Source organism: Arthrobacter sp. NPDC057009 (assembly GCF_042673905.1).
GTDB lineage: Bacteria > Actinomycetota > Actinomycetes > Actinomycetales > Micrococcaceae > Arthrobacter.
This window is the reverse complement of sequence record NZ_JBHUSB010000020.1, coordinates 16,852-30,103: the sequence shown is the minus strand read 5'-3', so window position 1 is coordinate 30,103 and position 13,252 is coordinate 16,852. Positions and strand designations below refer to the sequence as shown.

Below are 13,252 nucleotides of genomic sequence, written 5' to 3'. Positions count from 1 at the left end.
TGGGATGGCGCCATGGGCCTAACCTGCTTGGGCAGGCCTCTAGCCTTGGCGGGTGGTGTTCCGGCGGAATTGGCTGATTTAAAGGAGCACCGGCAGAACTAGGCCGGCAGGCTGCTCACGTGATGATGGCCGAGCTGGGCGGCGTAGGCCCTGCAGGCCATCAGATCCTCCATAAGGAGTTCGTACTCCCGGGCGCTGAGGTCTACGAGCGGTGAACGGACGGGGCCACCTGGCAACCCCAAAGACCTGAGTGCCGCCTTCGCTGATGCTGATCCAGGGCACCTGAACATGCCGGTGTAGATGGACATCAGGTCACGGTGGATGGCCAGGGCATCGGCCACTCTTCCACTCAGGTAGTGATTCATCATGGCCCGCAACTGGTCGGCCACTACATGACCTATCACGGAGACAAAGCCCGAAGCCCCCACCGAAAGGAGCGGCAGGTTCATGGCGTCATCGCCGGAGTAGTAGGCCAGACCGGTGTGCTTCAGTACCCAGGAAGTGGAGCCCAGGTCGCCCTTGGCGTCCTTCACAGCAACTATGCGCGGATGTTCGGCAAGCGCCACGAGGGTTTCGGCTTCAATGGCGATACCCGTCCGTTTAGGAATGTCGTAAAGCATTACAGGCAGTGCAGTCGCATCAGCAACGGCACGGAAATGCTGGATGAGGCCGGCTTGCGTAGGCCGGCAATAATAGGGAGCGACGACGAGCAACCCGTCCGCGCCCAGACCGGCGGCCATTTCCGCCAAGGCTATGCTGTGGCGGGTGTCGGCCGCCCCTACCCCGGCGATGATCTTGGCTCGTCCGTTGGCGACATCGACAGCTTCGCTGACGACTGCGGCTTTTTCCCGGTCCGTGGTCGCGAAGGACTCACCGGTGGTTCCGTTGACGACGACCCCATCGTTCCAGCCTTCCCTAATCAGCCACTCCACCAACTCCGGGATCCCGTCGTGGTCCAGCTTTCCCTGGCCATCGAACGGAGTCACCATTGCCGTTAGAACTGCTCCGAATTCTTCAGTCGCCATGGTGCACATCCCCGCCGCGGCGGCAATTCCCTCGTGGTGGTCTCGGGGTTGCTCCCCGCTGTACCAATTGCTTCTGCCGTCTGTGGATCATGGTCATTCACCTACCAAAATATGTACGCGATTAAACTGCTGCTGAGCAGGCCAGCAAAGGTTCCAGAGAATGAAAGTCAGCTTCTATACTGGCGTCCAAAGAAGCCGGGGCGCATTAGGAAACTTGTCCTAAGACAGAGTTCACCCCTGTAGCTGCTGTCTGCTTTTGTTTATCCAAGCGCGACGAAGGCGCAGACGCGCGATCACAGCGCCTGGATGCATTTCCCATGGCCAACGGCCTAATCCGGCGCCAGCCCACCCGAGGTTCTTAGCCGGCGCTTTCCCTGCGCTTCAAAACAGACCGGAAGGCGAGGATCCGAGCGTCGTAACTTCGGATTTTTCTTTCTTTTGCTTCGATTGTGACTGCGCTTCATCGCGCAGGTAGACGTGTAAGGACAAGAAAGGGCACAGATCCGTTTACTTCCATTATCTGCACCGAGGCTCCCCCAGCTGGCCTTGCCGCTACTTCGCCCCTGTGACTAGAGGACTTGAGGTTTACCTACCCTAGGTGAAGTGCAACTAGCTCGCATCCCCGGTGAGTACTCGTTTTTCGGCCCCACGCATTACTTGGTTGCGCGCATCCGCACTGACCAGCCGGTATGTCCTTAGGTACCTATAACGGGCCGCGTAATTAAAGGCACGTCACTTATCTATAAGAAGGCGTCAAAATGCATTGAGTCGTAATCGAGGACGGTACGAAGACTAAGTCGGCCCCCTATACAGAGTTCAACCGGCAGCCTTCAGCGGTGAGATGCCGCGTCCTCTGCGATTTCCGCCTCGGTTGCCGCCCTGACCGAGGCGGCAAGCGTCGTGTCGTTGCGCGAGATGGCGTAGTGCACCACGGCCGCAAGGGCGGCTCCGATGAACCACGAGAAGGCCGAGAGGGCGCCAAAGACGGGGACGAGAGCAATAACCACTGCGGGCACGGCGGAGACGACGAATGAAATGTCCGCCTTGCGGTTCCAGCCGCCCGTGTAGGTGTAGTAGCCCTGCTCGATGAAGAGGTCCGGCACCAGCACGTGCTGTTTGCGGAGCACGTAGTAGTCCACCATGATGATTCCGAACAGCGGGCCGAGCAGCGCACCCAGGCCGCCGAGGAACAGGTTGATCACCACGGGGCTGTTGAAGAGGTTCCAGGGCGTAATCAGGAGGGCGATCGTTGCGGCGATCAGGCCGCCCCGCTTGAAGTCGATCTTGGATGGCCAGACGTTCGCCAGGTCGTAGGCCGGCGAGACGAAGTTTGCCACGACGTTGATTCCCAGCGTCGCCACAGCGAAGGTCACGGCGCCGAGCAGCAGGGCCCAGATGCTGCCGATCCGCCCGACGATCTCCACCGGGTCGTAGATGTACTCCCCATAGAGCTGGAAGGTTCCCGCCGTGACCACCACGGAGACCACGGAGAAGGCAATGAAGTTCACGGGCAGTCCCCACAGGTTCGCCGTGCGCACCGCCTTGCGGGTCGGGGCGAAGCGGGAGAAGTCGCAGAAGTTGAGCATCAGGGTGGAGAAGTAGGTCACGGTCAGCGCGACGGCGGCAAAGAAGGCGTGCGTGGTGCCCCACTGCGCAGTTCCTCCCGGCAGGTCCAGGGACAGGTTCCAGCCTGCATTGACCAGAATGTAGATGACCAGGAGGCCCATCACCGCCCACACGGCCGGGCCGGCCCAGTCCTGGAATCTCCGGATCGTCTCCATGCCGTTCCGGAGCAGCAGAAGCTGCAGCGACCACATCAGCAGGAAGGCGAGCCAGCCGAGGGTGGATTCACCCAGGAAGTTGTTCCGGGTCAGCCCGTCCAGTTCGGGCCAAATCTTCAGCGCGATGATGATGACGGCGCGGGAGGCGAGCCACGTCTGGATGCCGTACCAGGCGATGGCGACGAGGGCACGGAGGAGGGCCGGGAGGTTGGCTCCGAACGTGCCAAACGAGATCCGGGCGAGCACCGGGTACGGGACGCCGGTCTTCTGGCCTGCGTAGCCGGAGAAATTCATCAGGAAGAAAACGAGGATGATTCCCACAACCAGCGCCAGGAAAACCTGCCAGGCCCCGAGGCCCAACGCGAAGAGGCCAGCCGCGAAGGTGTAACCGCCGAGCGAGTGGATATCGGACATCCACATCGCAAACAGCGAGTAGAAACCCCATGTGCGGTGTTCGGCCGGCGCCAGGTCTTCGTTGTACAGGCGCGTACTGGCACCCGGGGGAATTGTGTGAGCCATGGAATCCTCACTTCCCTAATTCCGCATTCTGAAATTAATACTCTGAATGCATTACAGAAGGGCATCTGCCAGTGCTAATATACTCCCTTTTCACTTTTTATGGATCGGCGGGCACGCCCGGCAAGTGCGCGAGGGCCACAAGTGTACGTTCGCGCTTGGTGGGTTTTAGTCCCAGTTGGTGCCGGCTTGCGTGGCCGCGGAGAAGCCGCCCAGGCCGTTGCCGCGGTAGAGCCAGAGCGTGCCGTTGGTGTCCACGGACAGGATGTCCGTCCGGGCGTCGCCGCTGTAGTCGCCGCGGCCGGTGATGGTGGTCATGGAGTTCCAGCCGGATCCCAGCCGGACGCTGCTGCCGAAGCCGCCGCGGCCGTTGCCGGAGTAGCGAAACAGGACGCCGTCGGCGTGGCGTGCCAGGAGGTCGGCCTTGCGGTCGCCGGTCAGGTCGCCGGGGCCCACGACGGCGGTCATCGCGTTCCAGCCCGAGCCCACCTTGCTCCGGGCCAGCCAGCCGCCCCGCCCGTTGCCGGGGTAGAGCCAGAGGACGCCTGTGGTGTCGCGGGCCAGCACGTCGGCCTTGCCGTCGCCGTTGAGGTCGCCCGCGCCCACGATGGCGGTGAACCCGTTCCAGCCGGAGCCCACCTGCTTGCGGGCCAGCCAGCCGCCTGTGCCGTTGCCCGGGTACAGCCACATCGCGCCCGAGGCGTCGCGGGCCAGAACGTCCGCGCGCCGGTCGCCGTTGAAGTCACCTGGGGCCACGAGGGACGTCAAACCGTTCCAGCCGGAGCCCACCTGCTTCCGGGCCAGCCAGCCGCCGGCACCGTTGCCCGGGTAGAGCCACAGGAAGCCGGAGTTTTCGCGGGCCAGGATATCGGCCTTGCCGTCACCGGTGAAGTCCCCTGCGGCGAGGACCGCGGTGATGTGCAGCACGGCGGTGGCGGCGTCCAGCCGGCCGGTGCCGCAGCCCTGCGGGCAGTCGTCGGGCATGGGCCGTGCGGTGCGCTTAAGGCGGGCTTCGACGGCTGCGGGGGTCGCCGTCGGGCCCATCTGGGCCATCAGCAGCGCGGCCGCGCCGGAGACGTGCGGTGCCGCGGCGGAGGTGCCTTCGGCGAAGAAGTAGGCTTCCCGCCCGGCGGTCTGGTCGCCGTCGTTCAGGGTGGAGAGAATGCCGTTGGGGACGCCACTGTCCGGGTCGATGACGCTGGTGGGCCTCATGTCGCCGCCGGGGGCGGTGATGTCGACGGCGGATCCGAAGTTGGAGTAGGGCGCCAGGGCGCCGGTGCGGCCACTGGCGGCGACGGCGATGACGTTGTCGCAGTTTGCCGGGCTGGAGGTGGAGGCGTCCGCCATCTCGTTGCCGGCGGCCGCAACCACCACCGAGCCCCGGGCGGTGGCGGCGTCGATGGCGTCCTGGAAGGTTCGCGGGCAGACGGGGTTTTCGGGGTCTGTGCTGCCGCCGAGGCTGAGGTTGATCACGCGGGCCGGGTTGGGGTTGGCCGGCACACCGTCCACCGCGCCGCCGGAAGCCCAGATGATGGCGTCGGCGATGTCGGAAAGCTGTCCGCCGCAGGGGCCCAGTACGCGGACCGGCAGGATCTTGGCCTTGGGCGCGATGCCGGCGACGCCTTCGGCGTTGTTGGCGACGGCGGCGATGACGCCGGCCACATGGGTGCCGTGCCAGGAGGATGCCATTTCGAACGAACCACTGCTGCACTGGCCTGCGGTGGACCAGTCGCCCTCGTCCGTGGCGTCGGGGTCCCGGCCGTCGCCGTCGCGGGCGTCGCTGTCATCGGCGATCATGTCGTAGCCGGGGAGCATGTTGGCGTTCAGGTCAACGTGATCAGTCTTGCCGGTGTCGATGACGGCCACCACCTGGCCGGCGCCCTGGGTGACGTCCCAGGCGCGGGTGGCCTTGATGCCGCCGGTTTCTGCGGACAGGTTCCACTGCCAGGGGAAGAACGTGTCGTTCGGGTCCGCGGCTTTGGCCTGCAGCTTCACGTCCGGTTCGGCGTAGGCGACGGCGGGATCGGCGCGGAGGGAGGCGAGCAGCTTGTCGGCGTCGTCCTGGCCAAGTTCCTTGCTGGTGCGCACCACGCGCGCGCCGTTGACGGTGGCCCGCAGGTCCTGTCCGGTGGCGCCGAGCTTGGCGGCCGCACGGTTGAACGACTGGGCGCGCAGGGCGGAGGAGGACCGGCCGGCGCTCTTGTACTTCACGATGAACTGGTCCGTGGGCGCGGTGGAGACAGACGGCCGGCGCGGGATGGACGGCAGGTGGGGATCGCCGTCGGCCGCTGACGCGGGAGGCACAACGAGGGCCGATGCCACCAGGCCGGCGATGCCGGCGGACATGATGGCAGCAGAGAAGCGTGTTCGGCGCGTAAGTGACATCGAGACCATCCTGTACGGCGCCCCAGCCGCTGGTGCCGGGGCGCAGTTATGAGTCGCGGCCCCCGCCGCGTTCAGGATCGAGTTTAGCGGCAGTGCCCTCGGGCACGGTATAGCGGGTCCTGTCGTCCCGAAATAGTTACGCAGGTGCGACGCGGCCAAGTAACTGTCAGCGTGTCAGTGCCATCCAGACAACGGCTGCGGTCGCCAAGGCCAGGAGCACGAGTCCAACGTAGGAAAGAACCTTCAGCCGGCGTTGCCGCACCTGACGCTGTTGAAAACGCTTGAGATTCGGCTTGCCCATGCTGCCCGACGCTACGCGGAAGTCCTTGGAGTTACCTTGGACAGCACTGTGGCCGATGTCAGTTGCTCACCAGAACCTTCTCGGGCTCAGGCGTGTCCGCCACGGGGCCGCCACTAGGGCGCCGGTTCCTGAGCCGGGCCTCAACGGGGCGCTCAAAGAACGTGTACAGGGCGCCGGCGAGCGGGATGGAGACGGCAATTCCGAGGACGGCATACATGGCCCGCTCGGCAAGGGTCTCCGGGCCCAGTTCCAGGGCACCCCGCAGCACGAGCTCGTGGACCAGGTACAGCGCGAAGGACCATTCGCCCAGTTTCACCATGGCCGGGGCGCTGGCGAAGGTGGGCCCGCTGCCGGTGCGGTCTCGTTCGGCATAGGCAGCGATCAGGAGGGCGAAGCCGGGAATGCAAAGGGCGCCCGACAGCGGCCCCGCAGTATGCCAGGGCGCGATGCCGTCGACCACCTCGAGCAGGAGAAAGGAGCCGATGGCCGCCGCCGCGCCGGCGCGCAGGCCGAAGCGGGGCCTCCAGCCTTTCCGCATCGCGACGGCGAGGCAGATGCCCACGGTGAACTCCGCGATCCGGAAGGCTGGGAACGTGTAGAACAGGGCGCCCCAGTCGAAGCCGGGGGCAAGGGCGAGCAGGAGGGAGATGAGGGAGGCAGCGGCGGCAAAGACCGCGGCGCCGATCCGGAGGAGCTGCCCCGGTTCGAGGCGTGACAGCCGCACCGCCAGGAAAGGGAACACTGCGTAGAAGAAGGCTTCGCAGGAGAGCGACCAGGACACCCCGTTGTAGGCGTAGACCCACTCCTGCTGGCCGAGCCAGGCCTGCACCAGCAGCAGCGAGGCAATGAGCCTGGGCAGCGACTGGTCACCCTGGGAAAAGAAGGCAAGAACGACGGCGGCCGCAGCGGTGAGTGCATGCGGCGGCCAGATCCGTGCGAACCGGCGCCAGTAGAACTGGCGCTTGGAGGTGCTTGGCTTCATGGACCAGGCCAGCACGAAGCCGGACAGCAGGAAAAAGAACGTCACGCCCGTCTGCCCCATGGACACCAGCGGGTACATCTCCGGCACCAGCGTCACTGCCGCGTGATACAGAACCACGAGCATGGCGGCAATGAACCGCAGACCTGTCAGTGAATCAAGGCGGGTGCGTGAAATGGTTTTTCCTCCAGGGGTGACGGCAATAAGCCGTCTAGTCTACCGGGCGGGTTTGAGCCATCGCTCTTCACTGCATTTACGGTGCTTCCGCTGTATCAACCAGCAGTGCGGCCGACGCGCAGGCAGCTCCCATCGACACAGCGGCATTGAACGCATACGTTCCCGTTACGGAAATGCGCGGTGTTGGGCTTAGCAGCCTTGAACCTCGAAGCCAAGGTCCCGACGTCCCAGCTTCCGGACTTTTCTACCACCTTGCAAGATTCGATGGGCCGCTTACACCTGCCCGAAGACCTTGGCAGCGCTAAACGCGACGTTTGACGCCGCCGAACTTATAAGCAGGGATCCATCGTTTTCCTCCCGACGGGCGTCTACAACGTGAGGAAATGGGTTCGCCATGCCTGGACGATCGGTGATCCTGCGGAGCGCAGGCACAGCCGACACGTCGTCCAACCCCACCGGCACAGTCTTTTATGCCAGTACGCAGACTGGACCGGATGGGTGCCGCCGACCAGCGCCTTCACGGCCAAGGTCCGACACAGCGACTTCCTGGTGCGCGGATCCGGTATGGCCGACCCGACCAAGGCGAATGCCGGGATGAAGTTCGACGCCATGTCCTCACCACCTTCGTGGACATCACCTGCGGGACACAGGTGGCCCGTGTCTCGACATCAACCCCACGCCGGGCAACGGCTTCTACCTGTGTGACATGGAGCCCCTGACTCCCACCACTGCGGGTGCGAAGGCCAATGATGTCCCGTACTTCCGCGCCATTGAAGCGAACGGGAACAGGTTCCGGGGCATCGGTCTGCCCTCCATCCTCACGACAGCGGACGTGGGCGTGTCCGGTGCGGTGGTCATCGCGGGCAGTGCTTCCTACTCGGGTCATGACAACCTGTACGACGCCTGGTGGCTCAAGAACCTGCACGTCCCGGACGGCGGCACGCTGGTGGCGCACGCCAACAACACCAACGCCATTCGTGACTTCCAGCGGTTCGACGTGTTCAAGGAGGATGACGCGGCGGGGACCAGCTACTTCCGGTTCACCGCACCGGCTGTCCCGGACACTGGCGGTAATCTCCTGACCGGCGTCACTCCTGGCAAGGGCACCAACACCAACGATCTGGACATGGGCGTTGACATGCAGCAGCCCCGCAACCGGGGCACGGCACGACGGGTTACCGCGGCACCAACGTTGTCATCGCGGCCGACGAGACGAACATCGACGTGAACCTCGTCGGCACTGTCTCCACCGCCCCGGATCCCGCTGTCTTGGACGACAGCAAACAGCCCCACCAACACCACACGGGATGCCTACCTCGGGGTGAACGCGGCGAGGGTACGAGGATCATTACCTGACGTTAATACGGCCCCGCCAACATCGCACCGTCAACGTCCGCGCTGGCGGCGGGCACGCTGCTGGCGATCCCGTTCTACGTGCCCAACGGTTTCACGGCCAACAGTATCGAGTGTGAGGTCACGACCGTAGCCGCGGGTGGCACCATCCGGATGGGCATCTACACGGACAACCGCTCTACCGACGTGCCGGATGCCCTGCTGCTGGACGCTGGCACGGTGGACCCCGCGACAACTACGGGAGTGAAGGCGATTGCGATCAGCCAGCATCTGGAACCGGGCCTGTACTGGCTCGCCCTGGTCGCGCAGGGCGGTGCCCCGGCCATTCGTTCCGTGTGCAACGTGCCACTTCCCCCGGTTGCTGCAACGACGTTCGTTGGCACGTCCGCGACGGCGGCGCTCAACTGCACCCACATGACCGGCGTAACCGGCGCGCTCGGCACGGGCAGGAGCAAACGCTTCGGCTGGCGAGCCGAAGATCATGGTGAAGGCCGTTCAGCCCTGAGAGTGCGCCAGTGCTTTGTCTTTGCGAACGAGGTACTGGCGCCCCCTCGGCGGGACCGGCAGGGGCTTAGCCTTCGGCAGGGACCACCCGAACGCAGCCCACAGGGCGGCGATGATAATCAGACGCGGCCCCACTCGGGAGGCGTATGTGAAGGTCCCGCCCCACAGCAGGTCAACGATGCTGGCCCCCAGGATCGTGACCGTAGCGAGCATTAGCAGGCCGCTGATCGTGGACACGGCAGTCGGCTGACGGTTCACCAGCAGCCCGTCGAGGCGATTCACGAACCAGCCGTAGACGGGCACCATGAGGACAAGGCCGAGGACTCCGAAGCCGTACACCCATTCGCCATAGAACAGGGCCAGCTCGGAATGCCCGGACCCGGCAAGGTCAGGCCGGAACAGGTCAGCGAGCTCCGCCCCGAATCCTACGGGCTTAGTCGGCCAGACCTCGCGGGGCACCATCGACACCAGCGACGAGAAGAATGTCTGCCCCCACGTGTATGTCAGCTCGCCTGCAGTGTTCATGTCCAGCAGTTGTGCGAAGCGGGCGGCCGGGCCGATCACGGAACCGAGGCCGGTCACGTTGTCCGCTTGGTTGGGGTTTAGGGTCGCTGTGAACTCGGCGCGGGACGCTGCAAGGTAGGCGAGGCCCGGCACGATGCCGACCAACAGCCCGGCCTTCACGGCCCGCTTGCCCCACCGGTGGGAGGCCAGCAACGCGAGGGCCAGAGCGAGGGAGCCGAGCTTGATCCTGCCGAAGCCACTGAAGATGAACTCCATGTAGGCGAGGAACGCTAAGCCGATGACGACGTAGACGAAGACAATCTTCTTCTCACGCCGCAGGGCAGACAGGGCGAACAGCACGATACCCAGATAGGCGGCCCCCTCCACGAAAGGGTTAGCGGCAAGCGAGGTCTGGGAAGCGGCGACAGCGGAGCCCAGCATCAGCAGGCCCATCCACATGCCCCACTGCGCAACCTTGGGATCGACCGGCTGGACCACTACCTCTGTCTGAGGTCGGGGCTTCCAGGCCAGATAGTACCACAGCAGGTGCGTCACGAAGGCAATGTTTAGTGCGGGGACGAGGCTCACGTCCGACAGTCCTAAGCCTTTGTCGAACAGCAGCGCACAGCCTGGGAAGAAGATGAACAGACCCGCGGTGAACAGGGCGATGCCCGGTGCGGTGATGCGCTGCTTCCCGTCTGCCCAGAAGCCGCTGGCGCAGAACAGGATGCCGAGCGCGCCTAGGGTGAATTGGACGGTCTGCCAGTCCATACCGAACCCGCTCAGCAGGTTCACCAACGCGATGAGGACCAGCCATAGCGCCAGGGCCGGGGAAACCTTGCGCCTCATATGCCGAGGAAGTACACAGCGAGCATCACCGCGACCAGCGACGCCACGGCAACAGCAGCGAGGGTTTCGCGCATCTTGGCAGTAGGCTTCAGCCCCGGATACTGCGGGTACACCTCGCGTTCCCGCTCCGCCTTCCACAGGGCGAGGAAGCCGAAGAGGCCGGAAGCGTGCTTATCAGAAGTGGATGAGTCCCCCATATGCATGGGCCAATCCTACCTTCCCACCGGCTAGCCCTGGGTGTGAACGCAACCCTCAGCGATATAGGCATCATTGATTGTTTGGTGGCGGGTGAACATTGATTTCCCGGAAGGCCAGTTCGTGTAGAAGGCTGCGGTCCCGTTCACGGAGGTAAGGTCGGGGCCGGGCTCGATCGTGGGTGAGCCAAAGACCGCGACTATCCCCCCGGAAAGGTCTGCTCCAGGCTTGAAGTTCACCGCGATCAAATACCAGCCGCTGACGTAGGGGCCTTCAGGCTTCAGCGCAACACCCATCACCGGAATGAACTCACTCGGGTCCTTCGCCCCGGACGCAACAGCCGCCAGCGCCGGCTTAGACAAGGTGATGCACCGGTCGTTAGGGACGATCGTGTTCTTCTTCGGAGGCTCTGGCGCGGACGAAGTAGGCATAGTCTCCGGCATGACTGGCTCCGTCGCATCACTGCAGGTGGCGACACGGCAGCTTAAGCCCGACGATTCCTGCGGGGCACACCCCGAAAGGGCCACCATCGCTACCGATAGAAGCCCGGTCGTCAGTGGCCCCCCACGAAAAGTCATGAGGTCGATCCTACCGGCCCCACGAGGCAGCTCAGCCTGGTACCCAAGTACTGAGAGCTACCCTGAGGTAGCATCCACGTAGGCCCCCACTGATAATCGGGTACCGGCCACGGTGGTTGATGCAGCTCCCCAACGAATACCTTCGTCACATGGACAGGGAGTCTCTAGGGAATAGTCAGCCGACATCTGGCGAGGATGCCGTCGTTAAACGTCGCGGGCTTCTCAGATTCGGGACTATGGTAACTGCCTTGACCGGCGCCACGGCGATGTCCGTCACCACCGCCAACGCCGCCACGACCGACCAAGCCATCGCGTACGTCCCCGTTGCCGAGAAAGGGGCCGCACAAGGTGTAGCCACTCTGGATGCTGCTGCGAAAATCCCGCCGGCACAGATTCCTGACCTTTCCGCCATCTATGCGCCTGAAGGCGGGGGTAGGCCCGTTGGTAAGGGCGAACTGATCGTCAACGTCCGCGACTATGGAGCCGTTTGCAATGGCATCGACGATGACAGTGCGGCGCTTCAATCCGCCATCGCCGCCGCATCCGGCGGGGTGGGTATACCTGCCGTTACGATCCTTATTCCTGGCACACTTCGGATCACCAAGACCATCCTGATCGCGCAGAAGGGCGTAACGCTGATGGGGCGCGGTATTGGTAACCCGTCAAACTTCGTGCCATCGCCTAGTGCCGCATCGGTCATCCGTTGGGATGGGCCGGCCGGCATCCCGATGTTTACCATTACCGATTCTCGTTTCGTTTCCGTGGAAAATATGCTGGTCCTTGGCAATGTCACTAACCGCCCCTCGGACGGGTTCTATTTCAACTCTGCTGGCGGCTCCATTGGCACGAACGCGGAGATCAAATTCAGCAGGGTCACGATCGGGGGATTCCCTTGGGCGACCCCAGCCACCCCCTCGGGCACGATGGCCATGGACAACGGAATCCGCTTTGGAGGCGCGAATGCGAACAACGACCAGATGAGCTTCCAGGACGTCGTTCTGTCCCAGTGCACTGTGGGGCTGGCCTTGCCCAACAGCCAGTCAATATGGGGAGAGAGCCAGAACGTCTGCTTCAATGCTTGCGGAATCGGGTTGAAGACCAGCGCACAGCACACCCTTTATAATGCCACATTCAACGCCTGCGGCATCGACGTCCAACTGGACAGCACCGCGAAAGTCGATGTGTGGGGATGGTGCAGCGAGGGTTCCAGACAGATATTCAACATCACCGGGCCTGGTGCGCTATCGGTTGACGGCGCAGTGTGGACGGTTCAGGCCGTCATGCAAGGCAAGGCGAATATTGCCATCGCCCCGATGCTGGGTACGAACCTATCCATCCGCAACGTGGCCATCAACTACCAGATCACGCCGAAGCCGCCCCTGGTTATCCGGGGCACATACGCTGTCAGCCCATACCAGATCAGCATCGTCAACTGCTCCGGCTTGGACTTGACCACAATGGACATTCAGGGTTATGCCGCAGCAGGTAAAACATACGTGGATATCAGCACGCAGGGCCTAACCCTCAACACCACGATCACTCGGAAGCCCCTAAGCACCTACATCGGGCCGGTAGTGAAGTCCGGCAACTACACCCTCATCGATGGTGAATGCGCCCCGCTGGTGACGAATGGGGCAGCTGTAACGATCACGCTGCCCGACCCAACGACGGTCACGGCCGGGCGTACCCGATTCACAGTCAAGAATATCCATACCAGCAACGCGAAAGTTGTGAGCGCTGGAACATTCAAAACTATCGACGGCGCCGCTTCCCACACCCTAATCCGGTGGGCGAAGGCAACCTACTTCAGTGACGGAAAGCAGTGGCTTTCGCTATGAGTGCCGGCGGATAGATAAGACCGGCCATGTCCTCGGCGACCTTTGTCGATATCGCCGTGCGCGATACGGGTGGCCCGTGCATTGGCATCAACCCGTCTCCAGGCAGCGGTTTTTACGTCTGCGACATGGAGCGACTGACGCTGAACATCCCGGTTGGAGCTAAGGCGAACGATGTCCCGTACTTCCGTGCCATCGAGGCGCGAGTATGAGGTCACAACCGTTGCGGCCCGCAGCACCATCCGACTTGGCATCTACACGAACAACCGC

General features: G+C 63.6%; 10 protein-coding genes. 3 read left to right on the top strand and 7 right to left on the bottom strand.

Annotation, left to right across the window (positions count from 1 at the left end; all coding sequences use genetic code 11):
* Positions 1 to 98: 98 nt before the first annotated feature.
* The 4 genes from dapA to ACFTR6_RS18065 all read right to left on the bottom strand — a co-directional run bounded on the left by dapA (position 99) and on the right by ACFTR6_RS18065 (position 7,140).
* On the bottom strand, positions 99 to 1,025 hold the full coding sequence (gene dapA / locus ACFTR6_RS18080; RefSeq protein WP_377958883.1) for a 4-hydroxy-tetrahydrodipicolinate synthase: 927 nt from the start codon (positions 1,023 to 1,025) through the stop codon (positions 99 to 101).
* A gap of 830 nt (positions 1,026 to 1,855) precedes the next feature.
* Positions 1,856 to 3,325 carry an NCS1 family nucleobase:cation symporter-1 gene (locus ACFTR6_RS18075; protein WP_377958882.1) on the bottom strand — a complete coding sequence of 490 codons (1,470 nt, stop codon included), beginning with the start codon at positions 3,323 to 3,325 and terminating at the stop codon, positions 1,856 to 1,858.
* A 165-nt stretch (positions 3,326 to 3,490) separates the two neighbouring features.
* A complete protein-coding gene (locus ACFTR6_RS18070; protein WP_377958881.1) occupies positions 3,491 to 5,707 on the bottom strand; it encodes a S8 family serine peptidase in 2,217 nt (738 codons plus the stop codon).
* 359 nt (positions 5,708 to 6,066) lie between these two features.
* Positions 6,067 to 7,140: an acyltransferase family protein gene (locus ACFTR6_RS18065; protein WP_377958918.1), complete on the bottom strand. Its 1,074-nt coding sequence runs from the start codon at positions 7,138 to 7,140 to the stop codon at positions 6,067 to 6,069.
* 730 nt (positions 7,141 to 7,870) lie between these two features.
* Here ACFTR6_RS18065 and ACFTR6_RS18060 point away from each other — a divergent pair.
* Entirely contained in the window at positions 7,871 to 8,392 is a 522-nt protein-coding gene (locus ACFTR6_RS18060) for a hypothetical protein (protein WP_377958880.1), read from the top strand.
* Between the two features lie 620 nt (positions 8,393 to 9,012).
* Here the strand turns inward: ACFTR6_RS18060 and ACFTR6_RS18055 are convergent.
* From ACFTR6_RS18055 to ACFTR6_RS18045, 3 genes are read right to left on the bottom strand one after another with little or no spacing between them, the layout of a single operon-like run.
* Positions 9,013 to 10,374: a hypothetical protein gene (locus ACFTR6_RS18055; protein ID WP_377958879.1), complete on the bottom strand. Its 1,362-nt coding sequence runs from the start codon at positions 10,372 to 10,374 to the stop codon at positions 9,013 to 9,015.
* The gene (locus tag ACFTR6_RS18050; RefSeq protein WP_377958878.1) at positions 10,371 to 10,577 is read right to left on the bottom strand and encodes a hypothetical protein; all 207 of its coding nucleotides are present in this window, start codon (positions 10,575 to 10,577) and stop codon (positions 10,371 to 10,373) included. Before ACFTR6_RS18050 ends, ACFTR6_RS18055 begins: the two co-directional genes overlap by 4 nt.
* Positions 10,578 to 10,601: 24 nt before the next feature.
* Positions 10,602 to 11,012, bottom strand: coding sequence for a hypothetical protein (locus tag ACFTR6_RS18045; RefSeq protein ID WP_377958877.1), 411 nt, complete (start codon positions 11,010 to 11,012; stop codon positions 10,602 to 10,604).
* A gap of 383 nt (positions 11,013 to 11,395) precedes the next feature.
* On the opposite strand from ACFTR6_RS18045, the gene ACFTR6_RS18040 reads away from it, so the two are divergent.
* Positions 11,396 to 12,985: a glycosyl hydrolase family 28-related protein gene (locus ACFTR6_RS18040; protein WP_377958876.1), complete on the top strand. Its 1,590-nt coding sequence runs from the start codon at positions 11,396 to 11,398 to the stop codon at positions 12,983 to 12,985.
* A 26-nt stretch (positions 12,986 to 13,011) separates the two neighbouring features.
* Positions 13,012 to 13,194 (top strand): hypothetical protein, encoded by a 183-nt coding sequence (locus ACFTR6_RS18035; RefSeq protein ID WP_377958875.1) that lies wholly within the window; start codon positions 13,012 to 13,014, stop codon positions 13,192 to 13,194.
* The last annotated feature ends 58 nt before the right edge of the window (positions 13,195 to 13,252 follow it).